A 19,292-nucleotide genomic window follows, 5' to 3' on the forward strand; every position below is an offset into this window, starting at 1 on the left:
CAGGAATATCCTCCGCTAAATAGGATGCAGGAAGGATCGCGCCGGTGGCGACGATCGCAGTCCGTGGCGATTTGCGGCGTATTGCGGCCACGTAAAACCAACCGCTAAAAAGCCCCTCGCCGGCCGAACCCCGGCGCCTGCGAGGGAGAAGGAAGTCTCCCCATGTCCTCGTCCCTCGCGGCCGCGCCCCGCGCGGCGCCTGCCGTCGCCGATCGCTCCCCGGCGCTGTCTCCCCTCGTGTGCCGCCGCTGCGGCGCCCGGTTCGATCCCCTCCCCGTGGCGGTGTGCGAGGAGTGCGTCGGGCCGCTCGAGCCCGCGTACGCGCCCGATCGCCGCCTGCCCACGCGCGCGGAGATCGAGGCGCGCCCCCGGTCGATCTGGCGCTACCGCGAGTGGCTCCCGATCCTGGGCGAGCCGGTGCTCTCGCTCGACACCGGCTTCACGCCCCTGCTCGACTCCCCGCCCCTCGCCCGCGCGCTGGGCGTCCGCCGCGCGCTCGTGAAGAACGACGCCGTCTCTCACCCCACCCAGTCGTTCAAGGACCGGGTGGTGGCGGTGGCGCTCAACGCGGCGATCGGCCTCGGGCTCGACACCGTCGGCTGCGCCTCCACCGGCAACCTCGCCAACGCGGTGGCGGCCCAGGCGGCCCGCGCCGGCCTCGCCGCGTGGATCTTCGTGCCCGAGGACCTCGAGCTCGCCAAGATCGTGGGGACGGCGGTGTACGGACCCCGCCTCGTGCGCGTGCGCGGGACGTACGACGACGTGAACCGGCTGTGCGCGCAGGTGGCGGACCGCTTCGGCTGGGGCCTCGTGAACCTGAACCTCCGCAGCTACTACGGTGAGGGCTCGAAGACGATGGCGTTCGAGATCGCGGAGCAGCTCGGGTGGCGGCTGCCGGACGCGGTGATCGCGCCGATGGCCGGCGGCTCGCTGCTCACGAAGCTCGACAAGGGCTTCCACGAGCTCTCCGACGCGGGCCTCGTCGCCCCGGGCGCGCCGCGCATGTACGGCGCCCAGGCGTCCGGCTGCGCGCCCATCGTGAACCTCGTGGAGCGCGGCGGCGACACGATCGAGCCGGTCATCCCGCGCACCATCGCGCGCTCCATCGCCATCGGGAACCCGGCCGACGGGACGTTCGCCGCGCGCGCCATCCGCGGCTCGGGCGGCGCCGCCGCGGCGGTCACCGACGAGGAGCTCGTCGAGGGGATCCGGCTGCTCGCCGAGACCACCGGCGTGTTCACCGAGACCGCCGGCGGCGTCACCGTCGCCGCCGCGCGCCGCCTCGCCCGGGAGGGGAAGCTGCGCGCCTCCGACGAGGTCGTCCTCTGCATCACCGGGAACGGCCTCAAGACCATCGACGCGGTCGTCCCGGCGCTGCCGGAGGCGCCGGTCGTCTCCGCCAAGCTCCGCGAGGTCGCGGCGCTCGTGAACGCCTGATCGAGGAGGAACTCCGATGCCCGTGACCCTGAGGCTCCCCACCGTGCTCGCGAAGGCCGCGGGCGGCAAGACCATCCACGAGGCGAGCGGCGCGACCGTCGGCGACGTCGTCGCCGAGGTCTCCGGCCGCTTCCCCGAGCTCGGCACGCGCCTGCGCGACGCGAAGGGAGAGCCGTACCCCTACGTCATCTTCTACCTGGACGACGAGGACATCCGGTTCCAGCAGGGGTTCGCGACCCCGGCGCCGGACGGCGCCGAGATCGTCGTCGTCCCCGCCATCGCAGGAGGCTAGCGAATGTCGATCGGCCGGCCCGCACCCGAGCTGCCCAAGCTCTCCCAGGACGAGATCCTCCGCTACAGCCGCCACCTCATCATCCCGGAGGTGGGCGTCGAGGGGCAGCGGCGGCTCAAGGCCGCGCGCGTCCTCATGGTCGGCGCCGGCGGGCTCGGCTCGCCCATCGGCCTCTACCTCGCCGCCGCGGGCGTGGGGCGCCTCGGCATCGTCGAGTTCGACGTCGTGGACGAGACGAACCTGCAGCGGCAGGTGCTCCACGGCACGAAGGACGTGGGCCGCAAGAAGGTCGAGTCGGCCCGCGACCGGATCCGCGATCTGAACCCGAACGTGGAGGTGGTCGCGCACGAGGCCTGGCTCACCTCGGAGAACGCGCTCGACATCATCCGCGAGTACGACCTCGTGGTGGACGGGACCGACAACTTCGCCACGCGCTACCTCGTCAACGACGCGTGCGTGCTGCTCGGCAAGCCCAACGTCTACGGCTCCATCTACCGGTTCGAGGGGCAGTCCACGGTGTTCTGCACCGACGAGGGCCCCTGCTACCGCTGCCTGTACCCCGAGCCGCCGCCGCCGGGGCTCGTCCCCTCCTGCGCGGAGGGCGGGGTGCTCGGGATCCTCCCGGGGCTCGTGGGGCTCGTGCAGGCGACCGAGACCGTGAAGCTCGTCGCGGGCATCGGCGAGCCGCTGGTGGGGCGCCTCCTCCTCGTGGACGCGCTCTCCATGCAGTTCCGCACGGTGAAGCTGCGCAAGGACCCGCGCTGTCCCGCCTGCGGCACCCGCGAGATCCGGGAGCTCATCGACTACCAGCAGTTCTGCGGGATCCGCGGCGAGGAGGAGACGACGGGCGTCCCCGTGATGACGGTCGCCGAGCTCGACGAGCGGCGGCGGGGCGGGGCCGAGCTCGACCTCGTGGACGTGCGCGAGCCGCACGAGTGGGACATCGGCCGCATCGAGGGCGCGCGCCTCGCGCCCCTCTCCTCCTTCGCGGAGGCGCTCCGCAGCTTCGACAGCGCCCGCGACGTGGTCCTCTACTGCAAGAGCGGCGCGCGCAGCGCGAAGGCGGCCCGCCAGCTCCAGGAGGCCGGCTTCAAGCGCGTCTGGAACCTGGAGGGCGGCATCCTGCGCTGGAGCGAGGAGATCGATCCCACCGTGCCGCGGTACTGATGCCGACGCCCGCGCCGCCCCGCCCCCGCGCCGGCCCGCCGCTCGAGACGATCCTCGACGCGGTCGGAGGGACGCCGATCGTCCGCCTCTCGCGCGTGGTCCCGCCGGAGGCCGCGGAGGTGCTCGCGAAGCTCGAGTCGTTCAACCCGGGCGGCTCGGTCAAGGACCGCATCGCGGTCGCCATGATCGAGGCGGCGGAGCGCGAGGGACGGCTCGCGCCGGGCGCGCGGGTGGTGGAGCCGACGAGCGGCAACACCGGGCTGGGGCTCGCCCTCGCCTGCGCCGTGAAGGGCTACCGGCTCACCCTCGTGATGCCGGACTCCACCTCGCTCGAGCACCGGCAGGCGCTGGAGGCCTATGGCGCAGCGCTCGTCCTCACGCCCGCGGAGGACGGCATGACGCCCGCGGTGGCGCGCGCGGACGAGCTCGCCCGGCGGGAGGGCGCGCTCCTCCTCCAGCAGTTCGAGAACCCGGCGAACCCGGCGGCGCACCGCCAGGGCACGGCGCGCGAGCTCGTGGCCGCCTTCGACGCGCTCGGCGCCCCGATGGACGCCTTCGTCGCGGGGGTGGGCACGGGCGGGACGATCACCGGCGTCGCCGACGTGCTCCGCCAGGAGCGCCCCGGCACGCTCATCGTCGCGGTGGAGCCCGACGCCTGCGCGGTCCTCTCCGGCGGGCCCGCCGGCCCGACGCGGATCCAGGGGCTCGGGGCGGGGTTCGTGCCCGCGGTGCTGGACGCGCGGGCGTACGATCGCGTCGAGCGCGTCGCCGACGAGGAGGCGTGGGCGATGAAGCTCCGCCTGGCGCGCGACGAGGGGCTCCTCGTGGGGACCTCCAGCGGCGCGGCGGTCGTGGCGGCGCTCCGCGTCGCGCGCGAGCTCGGCCCGGGGCGCCGCGTCGCGACGATCCTCCCCGACAGCGGCGAGCGCTACTTCTCGATGGCGGAGTGGTTCCCGCGCGAGGTGACGCCATGAGCGCGGCGCTCCGCCACGGACCCGCGCCGGTCGAGTCGGTGGCCCGGCTCGTGGGGAACACGCCGCTCGTCCGGCTGCGCCGCGTCGGCGCCGGCCTCCCCGGCATCCGCCTCTACGCCAAGTGCGAGTTCATGAACCCGGGCGGCTCGGTGAAGGACCGCCCCGCGCTGCGCATGATCGAGGCCGCCCTCGCGGAGGGCCGGCTCGGGCCGGACCGCACGCTCGTCGACTCGACGAGCGGCAACACCGGCGTGGCCTACGCCTGGATCTGCGCCGCGCTGGGGCTGCGCTGCGCGCTCGTCATGCCGCGCAACGTGAGCGCGGCGCGCAAGCGCATCGCCCAGGCCTTCGGGGCCGAGCTCGTCTTCTCGGATCCGCTGGAGGGCTCCGACGGCGCGATCCGCCAGGCCCGGGAGCTCGTGGCGTCCGAGCCGGACCGCTGGTTCTACCCGGACCAGTACGGCAACCCGGAGAACCCGCGCGCCCACGAGCTCGGCACCGCCGTGGAGATCGCCGAGGCGCTCGACGGTTCCGTCGCCGCCTTCGTGGCGGGGATCGGCACGAGCGGCACCGTGATGGGCACCTCGCGCGGGCTGCGCGCGCTCGCGCCGGGGGTCCGCTGCCACGCCGTCGAGCCGGCCGAGCCGCTGCACGGGCTCGAGGGCCTGAAGCACATGGCGAGCTCGATCGTCCCGGCCATCTACGTGGAGGCGGAGCTGGACGGCAAGATCTCCATGCCCACCGCCGAGGGCTGGGCGATGGCGGAGCGGCTCGGCCGCGAGGAGGGGCTGCGCGTCGGCCACTCCAGCGGCGCCGCCGTGGCGGGGGCCATCGAGGTGGCGCGGCGAATGGCCGAGGCGGGCGAGCGGGGAAACGTCGTCACCGTGCTGCCCGATCGCGCGGATCGCTACTTCGAGCCCCGCCGCTGGGAGCGGAGGATCGCCTGGTGAGCTACGGCCCCGAGGTGCTCGACCGGCTCCGCGCCCTGTGCGAGGCCGACCCGGAGCGCGAGGTGTGCGGCTTCGTGGTCCGCCGCGCGGGCGCCCTCGAGGTCGTCGCCGTCCCGAACGTCGCCGACCGCTATCACGCCCACGATCCGCGCGCCTTCCCGCGGACGAGCCGCGACAGCTACCTCATGGATCCGCGCGCCCAGCTCCGCGTGCACGAGGAGCTCGCCGCGACGGGCGGCGAGATCGCCGCCGTCTGGCACTCGCACGTCGAGGTGGGCGCGTACTTCTCGGCGAAGGACCGCGAGGACGCCGTCGTGGACGGCGTCCCGCTCGTGCCCGGCGCCGACTACCTCGTCCTCGGCGTGCGCCGCGGCCGCGTCGACGAGGTGAAGCGCTACCGCTTCGAGGGCGGCGAGTTCGTGGAATCACCGCTCGCCTGAGGCAGCACCCGCTCCCACCTCCACCGACGCGCCACCACGCGTCCCGTTCGCCTCCCGTGAACGAGGGACTCCGCTGCGGAGCCCAGTTTGCTACGGGTGCCCCTTCACTCTTCGGAGAGGGACCCCGCATGAGAGCACTCGTGGTGGCGTTGGCGGCGACGGCGCTCGCGGCCTGCAGCAGCGAGAAGTCCAAGCCCGTGGTGGTGCCCGGCTGCGACGTCGGCTCCGGCCTGTGCAGATCCGGCCCGGGGATGACCCCCACGGTGTGTGGCGCCGAGGGCGGCGCGTTCCTCCCGAGCGGCTGTCCGTCGGCGAGCCGGGTCGGAGGCTGCACCACCCCCGAGCAGGGTCAGCCGATGATGACGAGCTTCTACTCGCCCGACTACAGCGCCGCGGACGGTGCGGCCGTCTGCGCTGCGATGTACGGAACGTGGACGTCGGCCGGCGGCGGGGGCGGAGGTGGCGGCGGGACGGTCACGGTGCACTGCCGGTGGCCGGACGACCAGTGCTGGGAGGTCACCGGGCCCCTGACCGCGACCGACCTGGCCGAGATGGAGAGCGCGTGCGGCTCGATGCAGGGCATCTATGCCGCGACGGCCTGCTCCACCGCGAACACCGTCGCCGGGCTCTGCTTCTACGCAGACGCCGGCTGGCCGGAGTCGTACGAGGAGGACTACTACTACACGGCGAGCTGGACGCTGACGACTGCCCAGGCCGACTGCGCCAGCTACGGCGGCAGCTGGAGGACGAACTAGACCGACCGGACGTCCTCGGGCCCGGGCGAGCTCACCGCCTCGGGCCCGCGGCCGGCAGCCCCAGCGCCTCGCGCAGCTCCCTCGCCTTCTCCTGGACGACGCGCGTGTTGCGCGGACCCATGCGCAGGAGGTGCTTCTCGACCTGAGAGGACGCCTCGAGCCTCTCGTCCCGGAAGAGGAACACCCCGCCCTTCTCCACGACGGCGACCTCCCCCTCCACGACCGGCGCCGCCTCGAGGCGGCCGAGGGCGCGCGCCGTGACGCCGTCGAGCGACGCGTCCGGGTAGCCGAGCGCGCGATACGCGAGCTGCAGCACGGTGTGCATCGAGCGATACGCCTTCGCCGCGGCCCGGGCGTCGACGGAGGCGATGGCGTCGGCGAACGCGTCGTAGCGGGTGTACGACGCGGGGTCGATGACCGTCGCCTCCCCGCGCCGCGCCACGGCGAATGGGCGCTCCGGCCCCAGCGCCTCGAGCGTCCTGCGCGGCGACACGCCCTCGGCCAGGTTGTCGATGAGGACCGCGGCGCGGCGGGCGACGTCCCCCTGCGCCAGCGCGCGGCGGTAGAGCTCGCTCGGCGACGCCTGATCCGCGAGGGCGCGGACCTCCGCGTCCCCGAGGCCCGGGCCGAGGTCGCGCGCCTCGACGGGCGCGGCCCCCGTGGGCGCCGGTGCCGGCGCGGGCACATCCGCGGGCGCCGCCGGCGGAGGGGGCGCTGGCGGCGCGGCGCGCTCACCGAAGCGGCGGCTCGCCCAGAAGCCCGCCGCGCCCAGGAGGACCAGGAGCGCGACGACGAGCGGGGCCTTGCTGGAGCGACGAAGCGAGCTCCTCGAGCTCTCCATGCTGCACCTCACTCCTGGGCGGCGGGCCGCGCCCGCGGCTCGGGCACGAGCGATCGACGCGCGTATCGCTCGGCCAGGATGGAACACACGAACAGCTGGAGCTGATGGTAGAACATGATCGGCAGCACGATGAGGCCGAGCCCGGGGTGCGCCCCGAAGATGAGCTTCGCCATCGGCACGCCCGAGGCGAGCGTCTTCTTGGAGCCGCAGAACACCGCGGCGATCTCGTCCTCCTTGTCGAGCCCGACGAGCCGCGCGATCCGCGTCGAGAGCGAGAGCACCACCGCCAGGATCACCCCGGAGCCGGTCACCGCAAGGACCAGGACTTCCGCGCCGTGCTCGGTCCACAGCCCCGCGCGGACCGAGTCGGCGAACGACACGTACACGAGCAGCAGGATGACGAGCTTGTCGAAGGTGTTCGCGTAGCCGTGCCAGCGCTGGAACCAGGCCCCGAGCGCGGGGCGGAGGAGCTGACCGAGGACGATGGGCAGCAGCAGCATCGTGGCGATGTCGAGGACCGCCCGCCCGACGGAGAACGACTCCCCCGAGGTCGAGGCCCACACGCTCACGAGCAGCGGCGTCGCGAAGATGCCGATGAGGCTCGAGAGCGTGGCGTTGAAGATCGCGCCGGGGACGTTGCCGCGCGCCACGGCGGTCATCGCCACCGAGGAGGAGATCGTGGACGGGAGCGCGCACAGGTAGAAGAAGCCGAGGAGCAGGTGCTCCGGCAGGAAGCGCCCGAAGGCGGCCGCCAGCGCGATCCCCAGCAGCGGGAAGGCCACGTAGGTCATGGCCTGCACCACCACGTGCAGCTTCCAGCGCATCATGCCGGCGCGCATCCGGTCGCGAGAGAGCGCGAGGCCGTGGAAGAAGAAGATCCCGAAGATCCCCACGTCGCCGGCGACGTCGAGGTGCAGGGGGCCGCCGCTCCTGCCCGGCTCCGGGAAGAGCGTGGCGAGCACCACCGCCCCGACCATGCCGACGAGGAACCAGTCCCGAGCGAGGCGACGCAGCCTGTCGTTCACGCGCTGACCTCCGAGCGGCTACGAGTAGCACGAGGTCGGAGCGCGGAGGAGCCGCTCGCGATCTCGGGCAGGGCCCGGGCGCCGGAGGCCCGCGCGCGGCTCGTGCGGGCGCGCTTGAACCCCGCGCGCGGCTGGGTTAACTGGGCCGGCGACCCCGAGCCCGCGTGGGCTCGCGCACGCGAGGCGGAATGCCGCCGAGGTCTTTCCATGCCCAGCCGCTTCGATCCCCGGAGACTCGCCCTGGCGCTCGCGCTCGCCGCCGCGTGCGCTGGGCTGGTGCACGTGTTCTTCTTCACCCACTGAGCGGCGCGGGGACGTGCCGCGAGCGGGGACGTCCCGGACGCCCGCCCTCCCGGACGGTGGGCGGGCGTCCGTGCGCCGCCGCATCCGCGGTGATCCTCCTCGGCCCGGAGGCCTCGTGAGCTGGCAGCTACCCGAGGAGCCGTTCATCGAGGGGGAGCGCGGCGGCGAGCCGCTGGACGGGCCGCGCCACGTCCACTGGAACTTCGTGTCGAGCTCGCGAGAGCGCATCGAGCAGGCCGGGACGGCCGGGCGGTTCGCTGCGGTCCCGGGCGAGACGGAGCGGATCCCGCTCCCGGAGGAGGCTTCGGTCGCGCGGTACCCTTAGCCGCGCTGCCGCCGGCGTCCGTTCACGGAGCGTACCCGTCCGGTCGGCTGCGCACCTCTTCCCGTGCGCGCATCGTCGAGACCTGGCCCGGCGGCGGCCCCACCCCACGCGGAGGTCCCGATGCCCACCTCGCTCCGTCTCGTCACGATCGTCTCGCTGGCCCTCCACTCCGGCGGCGCGCTCGCGCAGGAAGCGCTCCGCGCCTACGGCCCCGGCGGACCGGCGCCCGCGATGAAGGAGGCCGCCGAGGCGTTCTCGCGGGCGCGCAGGGTGAAGGTCGAGGTGACCGCCGGCCCCACCGATACCTGGCTCGCGAAGGCACGCCAGGACGCGGATCTCATCTTCAGCGGCGCCGAGTACATGATGACGGATTTCGTGAACGCGCTGGAGGGACGCGTGGACGAGGCGACCATCGTGTCGCTCTACCTGCGTCCCTCCGCCATCCTGGTCCGCCCGGGCAACCCGAAGCGCATCCAGGGCCTGCCCGATCTCGCGAAGCCCGGGCTGAAGGTGCTCGTCGTGCAGGGCGCCGGGCAGACCGGGCTCTGGGAGGACATGGCCGGCAAGCAAGGCGACCTCGGGCTCGTTCGCGCGCTCCGGCGGAACATCGTGCACCACGCGCCGAACACGGGCGCCGCGAAGCAGACGTGGACGGAGCGCCCGGAGATCGACGCCTGGATCGTCTACAACATCTGGCAGGTGGCGAACCCGGCCCTCGCGGACCTCGTGCCCGTCGGCAAGGAGCACGTCATCTACCGGAGCTGCGGTGCCGCCCTCACGAAGAAGGGCGCCGCGCGCCCGGAGGCGAGGCGGTTCCTCGAGTTCCTCCAGTCGGCAGAAGGCGCGGCGATCTTCCGGAGGTGGGGCTGGATGGTCCCGTGAGCGTCGGCGGCGGGCGCGCGCCCTCACGGCCTCGCGGGCCTTCGGGCGACGAGCCGCGCCTCGTGCCGGCCGGACTCGAGCCATCCCTCCTCGTGGCGCACCAGCTCGAGCGCTGGGACGAGGGTGGGGAGCTCGCCGTCCTCGAGGACGTGGGCCGGGCCCGGGCGCGGGTGGCGCTCGAGGTTCGAGCGCGTGGCGTGCGCGACCACCAGCCAGCCGCCGGGCGCGAGCTCCGCGGCGAACGCGGGGAACAGGGGCCGATGCAGGAAGTACGTGCAGAGGATCACGTCCCACGGTCCGCGCGGCAGGGGCTCCACCTCGAGATCGAGCTGGACGGTCTCGACGGCGAGCCCCTCGGCACGCGCGTCGCGCGTGGCCCGCGCGAGGGCGACGTCCGAGACGTCCGCGAGCGTGACGTGCAGCCCGCGGCGCGCGAGCCAGCGCGCGTGCCGGCCCGCTCCCCCTGCCACGTCGAGGGCCCGGCCACGGCGGGGCAGGAGCGCGTCGAGCCCGAGCACGAACGGCGAGGGGGTAGGGACGTCCTCGTCGCGGTGTCGGGCGTTCCAGCGCTCGCGGTCGTCCCCTGGCACGACGGGTTCGTAGCGCCGGGAGCGGAGTCCGGCAAGCCGCGCCTGGCCGGACGAGGACGGACGCGGACCGCGCTCACCTCGCTCGGGCTCGTCCTGCTCCTGTGCGCCGCGTGCGCGCCGAAGCGCGCTCCCACGGCCCCGACGCCGGCGGGCGCCGAGGGCGGCGCCCCCGCCGCGCCCGCACCGCCGGCGCCCCCGCAGCCGATCCCCGTGCCGTCGCCTCCGAGCCCGGAGACGACGACCGAGGCGCCGGGCTCCACGCCCGAGCACGTGCCGGCGCCCACCCCGCTGAAAGATCCCGGCGAGCTCCGGGCGGGCGTGGCGGCGTTCGCGCGAGGAGCCGGGGGACCCGCGCAGCGCGCCGCGCGGGCCCTCCAGCTCCTCGCGAGCGGGCTCGATCGCGGCGATCGCGCGGGCGTGGCCGGGGACGAGATCCGCCGCCTGCGCAGCGAGGCGGCGGTGCTCTCCGGCCTCGGCGCCATCGATCTCGATCGCGCGGCGCGGCTGAAGGCGGCGCTCGACCAGGCCGCCGCGGCGGTGGAGCGCATCGCCGCGAGCCGCCACGACCCCTGGCTCGCCGAGTGGGCGGCGGCCGCGACGAGCGCGGTGCGCGAGGTCGCGCCCCGCACGCCGCTCGAGCTCCAGCTGGCGCCCGTGCAGGACGCGCTGCGCTCGCTCGCGGACGCGGCCCTCGTGGCGTGGCAGCTCGAGGCGCGCTGCGCCGCCTGTCCCGGTACGGCGGCGCCCCCCTCGCCCTCCAGGAGGTGAGCGACCCGGGCTCGGGCGCCGCCCGACCAGGTCAGAGCGCGACGACGGTGTCGGGCAGCTCCGTCAGGCGAGCGCCGCCGGCGTCGGCCACCGCCCAGGTGTTCTCGATGCCGATCGCGCCCAGGCCGGGCAGCACGAACTTGGGCTCGACGGCGAGCACCTGCCCGAGCTGGAGCGGCACGTCGAACCCCGGGGCGAGCACCGGGAGCTCGTCGAGCTCGAGCCCGACCCCGTGCCCCACGAACCGCGCCTGCGCGCCGGGCGGTCCCATGAAGCAATCGCTCAGCCCCTCCGCCTCGGCGAGCGCCTTCGCCCGCCCCCATAGCTCCGACGGGATCGCGCCCGGCCGGAGGGAGCGCGCCACCTCCTCCTGGATCGCGAGCGCCACCTCGAACGCGCGGGCCAGCTCCGGGGCGAGCCGCCCGCACACCGCGATGCGGGTCATGTCGGTGACGTAGCCCGACTTCATGGCCGTGTAGTCGAGCAGGATGGGGACGTCCCGCGGGATCGGCTCGACCGACGCGCCGAGCGGGGAGGAGGGCGAGAGACCGCGCCCGGTGACCGGCCCGTCGAAGTAGCTCGGGGCGGTGGCGGAGCCGGCCGCGAGGGCGAGGCCCATGAAGAACTCCTGGTTGAACCCGCGCAGCCGCGGGCTCCCCTCGTTCCCGGCCTTGCGCATCCGGCACTCGATCTCGGCGGCGAGATCGAGCTCGCGCATGCCGGCGTGCAGGAACGCCGGGAGCTCCCCGAACACGCCGCAGAGCAGCTGGGCCGTCTCCCGCATGCGGTCGAGCTCCCAGGCCGACTTCACGCTGCGCTGCACGCGGAGCGGCGCCGACACGTCGGCGAGCTCGGCCCCGAGCGCGCGGGCCCAGAAGCGCTCCACCGCGCCGGGCGCGACGTCGAACGTGAAGCCGACGCGGCGGGGCCGGCCGAGGGCCGCCGCGAGCTCCTTCGACGAGGAGAACGGGCGGACGTCGGCGAGCGGGCTCTCCAGGCGCGCGCGCTCGAGGCTCTTGCGCACGAGGAGGACGGCGTCTCCGGCCGCCGGCACCCACAGCGCGGCGTTCTGGCGGGTGCCGGAGAGGTAGAACACGTCCGTCGCGTGGACGAGCACCGCGCCGTCGAGCCCCTGCGTGCCGAGCGTCTCGCGGAAGGCGTCGAGCCGGCGCTGGCATTCGGAGTTGGGCGTCATGGCCGGCCAGCATGGCCGGGACGGGGCGTCGAGCGCAACGGCGGAAGCGCAGCCTCGCGCCCGGCGCCGGAGCTGCTCACCCGAGGTACGGGATCGTCAGGGGGCCCTCGGGCAGGACCGCGATCGGCACGTCGCCGCGGACCCGGAGCTCGGCGGCCATCCGTGCCCCGACCTCCTCGACCGGCTCGAGATAGGCGCGCCGGACGTCGTCGGGCGCGAGCTCGCTCTTCAGGCCGACGCGCGCCCTCAGCGCGACGATCGCCAGGAGCTGCGCCTCCCACTGGTCGTACATGGAGAAGCCCGGCGCGGCGATGGTGTCGAGCAGCGCCCGCGGCGTGGGATGCTCGAAGAGCAGCCGCTTGAAGTTTCCGTGCGCCGGGAACCCGTCGTTGCACCGCGAGGCCGCGACGATGAGGCCGTCCTGCTCGACGATCTGCATCGCCGCGTGCATGCCCTTCACGGCCTGATAGAGGTTCTGGTCGAGGGGGTACCCCGCGTTCGTGGTGACGACGATCGGGAAGGGCCGGTCGCAGCGCACCATGGCGGTCTCCTTCGCGAACGCGCAGCCGGCCGAGTGCGCCGCCGCGACCTCGCCGCAGAAGAAGCGCGTCACCTGCCGCCTCCGGTTCAGGGTCACGTTCACGAGGAAGTCCACCGGGAGCAGCGCGCCGTTCCAGCGGATCTGCTCCTGCGTCGGGTTCCCCTCGAGCACGCCCCACGTGCTCCTCGGATGCCCGATGACCTCGGCCCGGTGGTAGTGCATGACCGCGGCGATGTCCGCCACGGCGGGGAACACCCCCTTGTAGCCGCCGGAGAACCCCGCCATGAAGTGCGGCTCGATGAAGCCCAGCACGATGCGGCGGTCGGCCTCCACGTACGCGCGCGCCATCGACACGGGCAAGCCGTCCCGGGTCGTCCCCACGGGCGCGAGCGTGCGGGGATCGTGCGCGTCGTGGTTCACCACGCGATGACGCGCCAGCACGTCGGCGCCGGCCATCGCGCGCAGCTCGTCGGGCGTGTTGGCGCGGTGCGAGCCGGTCCCGTTCACGATGACGACGTGCTCCGGCGGGACGTGCTCGAGCTCGGCGAAGAGCCAGCGCAGCAGACGATCGGTGGGCAGCGGCCGGGTGATGTCCGGGATGACGACCGCCAGGCGCTCGCGCGCGGCGACGCACTCCCGCAGCGGCTTGCCGCCGATCGGCCTGCGCACCGCCTCCGTGAACGACGCCGCCTCGTCCGGGAGGCCGGGAACGAACGTCGGCTCGACGACCCGGACGCGGTGCGACGGGATCTCCACGTCGAGGCCCTCGCGCCCGTACTGCAGATGGACCCTCATGACATCGCCCTCGCCGTCGCTCGTGTAGCGGGGCCGCCTCCGTGAGGCCACCCAGTCTCCGCCGGCGTCGCTGGAGCGGCCGGCGGCCGGCGCGAGAGCCCGCCGCGTAACGAGATCGCGTGCGGCGCGTACTCCTCCCCGTGCGCCACACCCTCGGCGCTCCAAGGAGAAGAAGAGATGCGCTCGAAGCTCCGCCTCACCCTCGCGGCCGCGCTCGCGCTCGCCGCCACCCCCGCCCTCTCCGACGATCAGGGCTCGCCGTCCTGGCACGGCGACCGGGGCTCGCTGTCCGGGCACGACGACGTCGACTACGGAGCCGCGCCCGCCGCGGCCGCCTGGGGCGCGACCGTTCAGGCCAGGATCCAGGACGACTCGAGGATGCAGCCCCCCACTCCCGCGCCGGGCACCGAGAGGACGAGCGGCGTCGAGGCCGGCGTCCACTACGACGACACGCGCATGGTGCCCCAGGAGCGGTGACGCCGCGCGCCCCGGAGAGACGACCTCGCCCGTTCGAGCTCCGGGGCGCGTCGCGTCACGAGCGCGCCTGGAGCCCCGCCGGCCCGAGCCGCTCCGCGAGCCACCGCGCCTGCCACGCGCGCTCCGCCTCGAACGCGGCCAGCCCGCCGCCCAGCGTGGAGGCGAGCACCGCGGCGATGTACGACGTCGTGGCGGGGCCCACGTGCCGCGCGTTCTGGGCGGCGTCGCCGACCAGCGCGGCCGGCCGGGACACCGGCGCGGCGAGCTCGGCGGCCGCGGCGAGCGCGTCGAGCTCCGTCGCGGCCGCGAGCGCCTCGCGGGCCGGGGCGGGGACGTGCGGCAGCGCCAGATCGCGGGCACGCAGCGCGCACGCCCGCGCGTAGTCGCGCCCGAGCGCCCCGTCCCAGGCGAGGACGCGCTCCACCAGCCGTCCACGCGGGGAGGCGATCTGGTAACGGCTCTCCCGCACGGGAGCGTCGAGCTCGATCCGCCAGAGCTCCGCGTCGAGCCAGTACGGCAGATCGCCAGCGCGGCAGGCGTGGATCCAGCGCTCGGGCGAGCCGGCCGGTGCGCTCACCCACGCGCCGGGCGCCGGCCATCGGTATCCGGTGAAGGGGGCGCGCGCGCCTGCGGCGAGGAACTTGAAGGCGATCACGCGCTCTCTCCCGGATCCTTCTTCCAGTCACGGAACGTCGCGAGCAGCGCGTCGCGCGCCTCGGGCGCGAGCGACGCCTCGGTGAGCTCGCCGGCGCGCTCTAGGATCTGCCGCATCTGCGCGAGGTAGGTGCGGCACCAGGCGCAGTAGGTGAGGTGCAGCTCGAAGCGGGTCCGCTCGTCGGCGGGCAGGCTCCCCTCGAGGTAGTCCGTCACGAGCTCGACGAGCTCACGGCAGGACAGGTCCGGGACCGGGGCGGTCGTCATGGGGCGCCCTCCCGGCCGAGCCGCTCCTCGACGTAGGCGCGCACCTTCGAGCGCGCGCGGTGGAGCAGCACCCGCTGGTTCACCTCCGAGATGCCCATCAGCTCGCACACCTCGGAGGCCTCCCAGCCGTCCACGTCGCGCAGCGACATCACCGTGCGCTGAGAGGGCGGCAGCGTCTCGAGCGCCTCCGCCACGAGCGCGACGAGCTCGCTCGACTCGACGCGCGCGTCGGGCCAGGGCTCGGGCGGCTCCGCCCAGTGTCCGGCCCAGCGGTCCTCCTCACCCCGGAAGCGATCGGGCGAGACCGCCGGCGCGTCCTCCTCGTCCGAGGCGAGCGACGAGAGCGGGACGGAGCGCGCCTCCTTCAGGCCCCGCGCCTTCGCGCGGTTCACGAGGATGCTGAAGATCCAGGACTTGAGCGACGAGCGGCCCTCGAAGAGGTGGAGGCCGCCCAGCACGCCGACCCACGTCTCCTGGACGACCTCCTCCGCGACCGCCCGGCTGCGCACGTAGCTCGCCGCGACGCGCACCATCGCGGCGTGATGGCGGTTCACCAGCGCGAGGAACGCCCGTTCGTCGCCGGCGCGGAGCGCGGCGAGCTCCTCCGCCTCGCCCGCGAGCCCGACCGCTCCGGCCGCCCTCGGTGGCTCCATCCGCGCCACCCCTCCCTCCGCCGAGATCGCGCCCGATGTAGCCCCCGCCGCGCGCGCGCACTGGGGCCAGACGGGGACCGCCGTTCGGAGTCGGCGCCTCCTCCCCGCCGCCGAGGGGGCGACCGGCCACGCACGCGCGCACCGGCCGAGCCGCCGCGGGCGCTGTAACGGAAGCGCCGGCCCCCGCCACTCATCTCGAGACGGAGACGAGAGGAGCGCGAGGACGTCATGGAGGACGCGAGCGACACCAGGGGCTTCAGGCAGGCGGCGTTCAGGAGCTGCGCGACGGGCGCGGTGATCGCCACCGGGCCGTGCCACGACGTGACCCTGCTCCCCGGCGGCCTGGCCGCGGATCTGGACGAGTGGCAGGCGGGCTTCCTCGACGGCGCCGGACGGTTCCTGGACCGGGCAGAGGCGGCCGAGGCGCTCGGGCACCCCGGCCGGCTCGAGGCCTGCGCCTACTTCGCCGGCGAGGAGCACCCGACGCTGGAGGCAGGGCACGAGGAGAGCTGGCGCGCGCTCCGCGCGGCCTGAGAGGGCTGTCCATAACGCCGGTTCCCGTCGCCGCGGCTCGGTCCCCGGCATTCTGAACAACGCTGCGACGCCCGGGCGCGGCAGGCCCCCCTGCCCGGGACCGTAACGGTTGCCAGCTTTTCCTACACACGCCATCGCGCGGCTCCGGCGAGCGTGCGCCCCGGGAGAGCGAGCCATGGACCTCGACGCGATCGTCATCGGGAGCGGGCAGGCGGGGGTGCCGCTCGCCACGCGCCTCGCGAAGCACGGCCGGAAGGTGCTCCTCGCCGAGCGCGCGGACCTCGGCGGCACGTGCATCAACACGGGCTGCACCCCCACGAAGACGCTCGTCGCGAGCGCTCGCGCCGCGCACGTCGCGCGCAGCGCGCGGCGCCTCGGAGTCCGCGTCGACTCGGTCGCGGTCGACTTCCCCGCCGTCATCGCGCGGAAGGACGCCATCGTCCGCCGGTGGCAGGAGGGCATCGCGCGGCGCCTCGCCGACGCCGGCGAGAACCTCCGGCTCGTCCGTGGCGAGGCGCGCCTCGTCGGCGAGCGAACGGTGGAGATCGCGGGCGAGCGGCACCGCGCCGCGACCGTGATCCTGAACGTCGGCGGACGGCCGATCGAGCCCCCCATCCCCGGCCTCGGCGGCGTGCCCTGGCTCGACAACCGGCGCGTGATGGAGCTGCCGGAGCTGCCCTCGCACCTCGTCGTCGTGGGAGGAGGCTACATCGGCTGCGAGCTCGCCCAGGCGTACCGCCGCTTCGGCGCGGACGTCACCGTCATCGAGCCCGGCAAGCACCTGCTCGGCAACGGGGATCCCGAGGTCTCCGAGGCGATCGAGGGCGTCTTCCGGGACGAGGGCGTCGCGCTCCTGCTCGACGCGCGCGCCGAGGCGGTCTCGCGGGACGGGGGGCGCCTCACGGTCCGGCTCTCCACCGGGCGCACGGTGACGGGCTCGCACCTGCTCGTCGCCACCGGCCGGCGGCCCAACACCGACGACCTCGGCGCCGAGGCGGCCGGGGTGAAGCTCGACGGCCGCGGCTTCGTCGAGGTGGACGATCACTATCGGTCGAGCGCGCCGGGGATCTACGCCGTGGGCGACTGCGCGGGCGGTCCGCAGTTCACGCACGCGGCGTGGGACGATCACCGGCTGCTGTTCGACGTGCTCATGGGCAAGCCCGGGCGCGGCCGGAAGGACCGACTGGTCCCGTACACCGCGTACACGGATCCGCAGGTCGCGGGGGTGGGGCTCACGGAGCGCGCCGCCAGGGACCAGGGCGTCGAGTACGAGGTCGCCACGCTGCCGTTCGAGAACATCGCGCGCGCGATCGAGACCGACGAGAAGGCCGGCCTCCTCAAGATCCTCGTCGATCCGGCCACCGAGCGGATCCTGGGGGCGTCGATCGTCGGGGCCGAGGCAGGCGAGCTCATCCACGTCTTCGCGGCGCTCATGCAGGCCGGCGCGACGGCCCGCGCGGTGGTGGACATGGAGGCCGTCCACCCCTCGCTCGCCGAGGGGCTCCAGTCCGTGGTCATGGCGCTCCCGCGGTACGCCCTGTCGTGAGCCGAGCCCCGCCGCCCGCGGCCGGCGAGCCCGGCGAGCTCCCCGGCGAGCTGGCCTGCCGCGAGCTCGTCGAGCTCGTGACCGAATACCTCGAGGGCGCGCTCGCGCCCAGCGAGCGCACCCGGTTCGAGCTGCACCTCGCCGTCTGCCCCGGGTGCACGGAGCACCTCCGCCACCTCCGCGCCACGCTGCGCGCCGCGGGGCGGCTCTCCGAGGAGGCGCTCGCCGGCGACGCCCGCGAGCGCCTGCTGCGCGCCTTCCGCGATGGGAGACGCGGGCCCCCGGGCGCGGCGTGACGCCGGGCCCGCCGTCTCTCACTGCCGCGCCGCGCCGAAGGCGCCGGGTCATGCGGCGGCGGGCTGGCGCGGTCGAAGCAGCACGCTCGCGGCCACCGCCGCGAGGAGCACGCCGCCCACGTGGAACGCGAGCAGGTGCGGGAGCTCCGCCTGCGCGCCGCAGGTGGCCTGGAGCGCCGCGTCGCCGGCCAGCGCCCCGGCCGCCCCGGCCGCGGCGAGCGCCGAGCGCGCGGGCCTCGTGCCTCCTCCGCGGATGGCCAGCCACCCGGCGCCGAGCACCATCGCCGCCGATGCGAGCTCGGTGCCGAGGCAGTGCAGGCCGGGAGCGCCCGCGAGCGGGGTCCCCCCGGCGGCGAGGCCCGCGGCGAGCGTGGCGAGCACGGCCACGCCGGCGACGAGGAGCGGCCGGCGCACCGCCGCCGCGGCGAGCGCGATCGCCAGGCCTCCGAGGAGCCCGACCCTGACCCAATCTCCCGTCGCGCCGGAGCGGCTCCGCGCGAGCCCGGCGAACACCAGCACCGACGCGCAGACCGCCGCGATCGCGCCGAGCGCGCGGCGAAGGGCCTCGCGCCGCAGCTCCGCGGCGATGGAGCGGGACGCGCGCTCCAGCGCCGCTGCCGGCAGCGGCGCGGGCTCCCAGCGTTCCAGGAGGGCCTGGAGCCGCTCCGCCTCATGCAGGGCGCGGGCGCAGTCGGCGCAGCCGCTCGCGTGCTCCCACGCAGCGACGCGCGCCGGATCGTCGGGGCGGAGCGCGGCGAGGCCCGGCGCGTCCGCTCGCACGTGACGGAGTCCGGTCACGGGGAGTCCTCCCGGACGAGGTCGGCGAGGGCGACGCGGAGCTGCCCGTACGCCCGGAAGGCCCGGAGCTTGGCAGCCCCCTCGCTGATGCCGAGCACCTCGCCGATCTCCGCGAAGCTCAGGTCCTCGTAGCGGTGCAGGTACACGACCACGCGCTGGACCTCGGGGAGGCGGTCGAGGGCCGCCTTCACGCGGCCGGCACGCTCGCCCGCCAGGACGGCGTCCTCCGCGCCCTCCGGGCTCGCGGCGGGGTCGGCGAGCTCCTCCGCGTCGCTCCCGTGGTCCTCGCGCCCCTGCTGTCTCAGCCAGTCGATGCGAACCCGTCCCGCGATGGTGAAGACCCACGGGCGGAGCGGCTCTCCCCGCCGCCAGCTCCCCCGGGCCCCGTGGAGCTTCAGGAAGGTGGTCTGCAGGAGGTCCTCCGCCACCGCGCCGTTCCCCACCGAGCGCACGAAGAAGCCGTGGACCGACGGAGCGAGCGAGCGGAACAGCCGCTCGAACGCTCCCGCGTCACCCGCGACATAGGCCTCCATCAGGGCCTCCTCGTTCGTCTCCGACCGCATACGCACGCGCGAGGGGCGCGGTTACGGAACCTCGCGCGTAACCAGCGCCCCGCATCGCGCGTACTCGAAGCACTCCGGGGATGCTCGTCCTGGAGGGAACGATCGGAGCGAGCACATGTCGCACGTGATCCGGGGAGCGACGGCGTTCGGGATCGCCACCGGGGTCTTTCTGTCCGGCCTCGGCTGCGGGGTGCGCCCCGCGGGCGCCGAGCCGCAGCAGCAGC

The 19,292-nt window shown here is 74.9% G+C and carries 24 protein-coding genes and 1 riboswitch; of the genes, 14 read left to right on the plus strand and 10 right to left on the minus strand.

The genetic code is table 11. The annotated features are described in order from the left end of the window. The first annotated feature begins 53 nt into the window (after nt 1–53). Nucleotides 54–129, plus strand: a riboswitch (SAM riboswitch). A 33-nt stretch (nt 130–162) separates the two neighbouring features. From thrC to ANAE109_RS18540, 7 genes are all read left to right on the plus strand, one after another. Next, a complete protein-coding gene (gene thrC, locus ANAE109_RS18510; protein WP_012098410.1) occupies nt 163–1,437 on the plus strand; it encodes a threonine synthase in 1,275 nt (424 codons plus the stop codon). A 16-nt stretch (nt 1,438–1,453) separates the two neighbouring features. Next, nucleotides 1,454–1,729, plus strand: a complete 276-nt coding sequence (locus ANAE109_RS18515; protein WP_012098411.1) for a MoaD/ThiS family protein — start codon at nt 1,454–1,456, stop codon at nt 1,727–1,729. Nucleotides 1,730–1,732: 3 nt separating this feature from the next. Beyond that, entirely contained in the window at nt 1,733–2,896 is a 1,164-nt protein-coding gene (moeB, locus tag ANAE109_RS18520; RefSeq protein WP_012098412.1) for a molybdopterin-synthase adenylyltransferase MoeB, read from the plus strand. Continuing rightward, the gene (gene cysK / locus ANAE109_RS18525; RefSeq protein WP_012098413.1) at nt 2,896–3,870 is read left to right on the plus strand and encodes a cysteine synthase A; all 975 of its coding nucleotides are present in this window, start codon (nt 2,896–2,898) and stop codon (nt 3,868–3,870) included. Before moeB ends, cysK begins: the two co-directional genes overlap by 1 nt. Next, entirely contained in the window at nt 3,867–4,820 is a 954-nt protein-coding gene (locus ANAE109_RS18530; RefSeq protein WP_012098414.1) for a PLP-dependent cysteine synthase family protein, read from the plus strand. The genes cysK and ANAE109_RS18530 overlap by 4 nt, the downstream gene beginning before the upstream one ends. Beyond that, nucleotides 4,817–5,260 carry a M67 family metallopeptidase gene (locus tag ANAE109_RS18535; RefSeq protein WP_012098415.1) on the plus strand — a complete coding sequence of 148 codons (444 nt, stop codon included), beginning with the start codon at nt 4,817–4,819 and terminating at the stop codon, nt 5,258–5,260. Before ANAE109_RS18530 ends, ANAE109_RS18535 begins: the two co-directional genes overlap by 4 nt. Before the next feature lie 128 nt (nt 5,261–5,388). Then, on the plus strand, nt 5,389–6,015 hold the full coding sequence (locus tag ANAE109_RS18540; RefSeq protein ID WP_012098416.1) for a hypothetical protein: 627 nt from the start codon (nt 5,389–5,391) through the stop codon (nt 6,013–6,015). 31 nt (nt 6,016–6,046) lie between these two features. On the opposite strand, the gene ANAE109_RS18545 is transcribed toward ANAE109_RS18540, so the two are convergent. Both ANAE109_RS18545 and ANAE109_RS18550 read right to left on the minus strand, forming a co-directional pair. Then, nucleotides 6,047–6,856 carry a DUF3014 domain-containing protein gene (locus tag ANAE109_RS18545; RefSeq protein ID WP_012098417.1) on the minus strand — a complete coding sequence of 270 codons (810 nt, stop codon included), beginning with the start codon at nt 6,854–6,856 and terminating at the stop codon, nt 6,047–6,049. An 8-nt stretch (nt 6,857–6,864) separates the two neighbouring features. Further along, nucleotides 6,865–7,881, minus strand: coding sequence for a bile acid:sodium symporter family protein (locus ANAE109_RS18550; protein WP_012098418.1), 1,017 nt, complete (start codon nt 7,879–7,881; stop codon nt 6,865–6,867). Between the two features lie 418 nt (nt 7,882–8,299). Between ANAE109_RS18550 and ANAE109_RS25895 the strand changes: the two genes are divergently transcribed. Both ANAE109_RS25895 and ANAE109_RS18560 read left to right on the plus strand, forming a co-directional pair. Beyond that, complete coding sequence (locus tag ANAE109_RS25895; protein WP_012098419.1) at nt 8,300–8,509, plus strand: pirin-like C-terminal cupin domain-containing protein; 210 nt, start codon at nt 8,300–8,302, stop codon at nt 8,507–8,509. Nucleotides 8,510–8,629: 120 nt separating this feature from the next. After that, the gene (locus ANAE109_RS18560) at nt 8,630–9,391 is read left to right on the plus strand and encodes a substrate-binding domain-containing protein (RefSeq protein ID WP_012098420.1); all 762 of its coding nucleotides are present in this window, start codon (nt 8,630–8,632) and stop codon (nt 9,389–9,391) included. A gap of 23 nt (nt 9,392–9,414) precedes the next feature. Here ANAE109_RS18560 and ANAE109_RS18565 read toward each other — a convergent pair whose 3' ends face one another. After that, nucleotides 9,415–9,981, minus strand: coding sequence for a bifunctional 2-polyprenyl-6-hydroxyphenol methylase/3-demethylubiquinol 3-O-methyltransferase UbiG (locus ANAE109_RS18565; RefSeq protein ID WP_012098421.1), 567 nt, complete (start codon nt 9,979–9,981; stop codon nt 9,415–9,417). On the opposite strand from ANAE109_RS18565, the gene ANAE109_RS23685 reads away from it, so the two are divergent. Continuing rightward, nucleotides 9,943–10,749 (plus strand): hypothetical protein, encoded by an 807-nt coding sequence (locus ANAE109_RS23685; protein WP_143828016.1) that lies wholly within the window; start codon nt 9,943–9,945, stop codon nt 10,747–10,749. The two genes, ANAE109_RS18565 and ANAE109_RS23685, sit on opposite strands and share 39 nt — an antisense overlap. Nucleotides 10,750–10,780: 31 nt before the next feature. Here the strand turns inward: ANAE109_RS23685 and ANAE109_RS18570 are convergent, their stop codons facing one another. Next, a complete protein-coding gene (locus tag ANAE109_RS18570) occupies nt 10,781–11,944 on the minus strand; it encodes a Xaa-Pro peptidase family protein (RefSeq protein ID WP_012098422.1) in 1,164 nt (387 codons plus the stop codon). A gap of 76 nt (nt 11,945–12,020) precedes the next feature. Next, nucleotides 12,021–13,280: a nickel-dependent lactate racemase gene (gene larA / locus ANAE109_RS18575; RefSeq protein ID WP_012098423.1), complete on the minus strand. Its 1,260-nt coding sequence runs from the start codon at nt 13,278–13,280 to the stop codon at nt 12,021–12,023. 177 nt (nt 13,281–13,457) lie between these two features. Here larA and ANAE109_RS18580 point away from each other — a divergent pair, with 177 nt between their 5' ends. Further along, a complete protein-coding gene (locus ANAE109_RS18580) occupies nt 13,458–13,757 on the plus strand; it encodes a hypothetical protein (RefSeq protein ID WP_012098424.1) in 300 nt (99 codons plus the stop codon). A gap of 55 nt (nt 13,758–13,812) precedes the next feature. On the opposite strand, the gene ANAE109_RS18585 is transcribed toward ANAE109_RS18580, so the two are convergent. The 3 genes from ANAE109_RS18585 to ANAE109_RS18595 are packed head-to-tail and all read right to left on the minus strand — an operon-like array spanning nt 13,813 to nt 15,331. Beyond that, nucleotides 13,813–14,412: a hypothetical protein gene (locus ANAE109_RS18585; protein WP_012098425.1), complete on the minus strand. Its 600-nt coding sequence runs from the start codon at nt 14,410–14,412 to the stop codon at nt 13,813–13,815. Further along, complete coding sequence (locus tag ANAE109_RS18590; RefSeq protein ID WP_012098427.1) at nt 14,409–14,678, minus strand: anti-sigma factor; 270 nt, start codon at nt 14,676–14,678, stop codon at nt 14,409–14,411. Before ANAE109_RS18590 ends, ANAE109_RS18585 begins: the two co-directional genes overlap by 4 nt. Then, nucleotides 14,675–15,331 carry an RNA polymerase sigma factor gene (locus ANAE109_RS18595; protein ID WP_012098428.1) on the minus strand — a complete coding sequence of 219 codons (657 nt, stop codon included), beginning with the start codon at nt 15,329–15,331 and terminating at the stop codon, nt 14,675–14,677. The genes ANAE109_RS18590 and ANAE109_RS18595 overlap by 4 nt, the downstream gene beginning before the upstream one ends. Before the next feature lie 228 nt (nt 15,332–15,559). Here ANAE109_RS18595 and ANAE109_RS18600 point away from each other — a divergent pair, with 228 nt between their 5' ends. From ANAE109_RS18600 to ANAE109_RS18610, 3 genes are all read left to right on the plus strand, one after another. Continuing rightward, complete coding sequence (locus ANAE109_RS18600; RefSeq protein WP_041448499.1) at nt 15,560–15,865, plus strand: hypothetical protein; 306 nt, start codon at nt 15,560–15,562, stop codon at nt 15,863–15,865. A 175-nt stretch (nt 15,866–16,040) separates the two neighbouring features. Then, the gene (locus ANAE109_RS18605; protein ID WP_012098429.1) at nt 16,041–17,411 is read left to right on the plus strand and encodes an NAD(P)/FAD-dependent oxidoreductase; all 1,371 of its coding nucleotides are present in this window, start codon (nt 16,041–16,043) and stop codon (nt 17,409–17,411) included. Then, nucleotides 17,408–17,707, plus strand: coding sequence for an anti-sigma factor (locus ANAE109_RS18610; RefSeq protein ID WP_083776956.1), 300 nt, complete (start codon nt 17,408–17,410; stop codon nt 17,705–17,707). The genes ANAE109_RS18605 and ANAE109_RS18610 overlap by 4 nt, the downstream gene beginning before the upstream one ends. A gap of 48 nt (nt 17,708–17,755) precedes the next feature. On the opposite strand, the gene ANAE109_RS18615 is transcribed toward ANAE109_RS18610, so the two are convergent. Then, complete coding sequence (locus ANAE109_RS18615) at nt 17,756–18,505, minus strand: hypothetical protein (protein ID WP_012098430.1); 750 nt, start codon at nt 18,503–18,505, stop codon at nt 17,756–17,758. Then, nucleotides 18,502–19,038, minus strand: a complete 537-nt coding sequence (locus tag ANAE109_RS18620) for an RNA polymerase sigma factor (RefSeq protein WP_158305915.1) — start codon at nt 19,036–19,038, stop codon at nt 18,502–18,504. The genes ANAE109_RS18615 and ANAE109_RS18620 overlap by 4 nt, the downstream gene beginning before the upstream one ends. Nucleotides 19,039–19,292: the final 254 nt, after the last annotated feature.

Source organism: Anaeromyxobacter sp. Fw109-5 (genome assembly GCF_000017505.1).
Lineage (GTDB): Bacteria > Myxococcota > Myxococcia > Myxococcales > Anaeromyxobacteraceae > Anaeromyxobacter.

Bases quoted from the DNA above. Each gene is read 5' to 3' on its own strand.
- ANAE109_RS18580 (WP_012098424.1), top strand. From the start codon at position 13,458: ATGCGCTCGAAGCTCCGCCTCACCCTCGCGGCCGCGCTCGCGCTCGCC.
- ANAE109_RS18595 (WP_012098428.1), bottom strand. From the start codon at position 15,331: ATGGAGCCACCGAGGGCGGCCGGAGCGGTCGGGCTCGCGGGCGAGGCG.
- ANAE109_RS18590 (WP_012098427.1), bottom strand. From the start codon at position 14,678: ATGACGACCGCCCCGGTCCCGGACCTGTCCTGCCGTGAGCTCGTCGAG.
- thrC (WP_012098410.1), top strand. From the start codon at position 163: ATGTCCTCGTCCCTCGCGGCCGCGCCCCGCGCGGCGCCTGCCGTCGCC.
- ANAE109_RS18570 (WP_012098422.1), bottom strand. From the start codon at position 11,944: ATGACGCCCAACTCCGAATGCCAGCGCCGGCTCGACGCCTTCCGCGAG.
- ANAE109_RS18515 (WP_012098411.1), top strand. From the start codon at position 1,454: ATGCCCGTGACCCTGAGGCTCCCCACCGTGCTCGCGAAGGCCGCGGGC.
- cysK (WP_012098413.1), top strand. From the start codon at position 2,896: ATGCCGACGCCCGCGCCGCCCCGCCCCCGCGCCGGCCCGCCGCTCGAG.
- ANAE109_RS18605 (WP_012098429.1), top strand. From the start codon at position 16,041: ATGGACCTCGACGCGATCGTCATCGGGAGCGGGCAGGCGGGGGTGCCG.
- ANAE109_RS18540 (WP_012098416.1), top strand. From the start codon at position 5,389: ATGAGAGCACTCGTGGTGGCGTTGGCGGCGACGGCGCTCGCGGCCTGC.
- ANAE109_RS18530 (WP_012098414.1), top strand. From the start codon at position 3,867: ATGAGCGCGGCGCTCCGCCACGGACCCGCGCCGGTCGAGTCGGTGGCC.
- ANAE109_RS18545 (WP_012098417.1), bottom strand. From the start codon at position 6,856: ATGGAGAGCTCGAGGAGCTCGCTTCGTCGCTCCAGCAAGGCCCCGCTC.
- ANAE109_RS18600 (WP_041448499.1), top strand. From the start codon at position 15,560: ATGGAGGACGCGAGCGACACCAGGGGCTTCAGGCAGGCGGCGTTCAGG.
- larA (WP_012098423.1), bottom strand. From the start codon at position 13,280: ATGAGGGTCCATCTGCAGTACGGGCGCGAGGGCCTCGACGTGGAGATC.
- ANAE109_RS18620 (WP_158305915.1), bottom strand. From the start codon at position 19,038: ATGGAGGCCTATGTCGCGGGTGACGCGGGAGCGTTCGAGCGGCTGTTC.
- moeB (WP_012098412.1), top strand. From the start codon at position 1,733: ATGTCGATCGGCCGGCCCGCACCCGAGCTGCCCAAGCTCTCCCAGGAC.
- ANAE109_RS18560 (WP_012098420.1), top strand. From the start codon at position 8,630: ATGCCCACCTCGCTCCGTCTCGTCACGATCGTCTCGCTGGCCCTCCAC.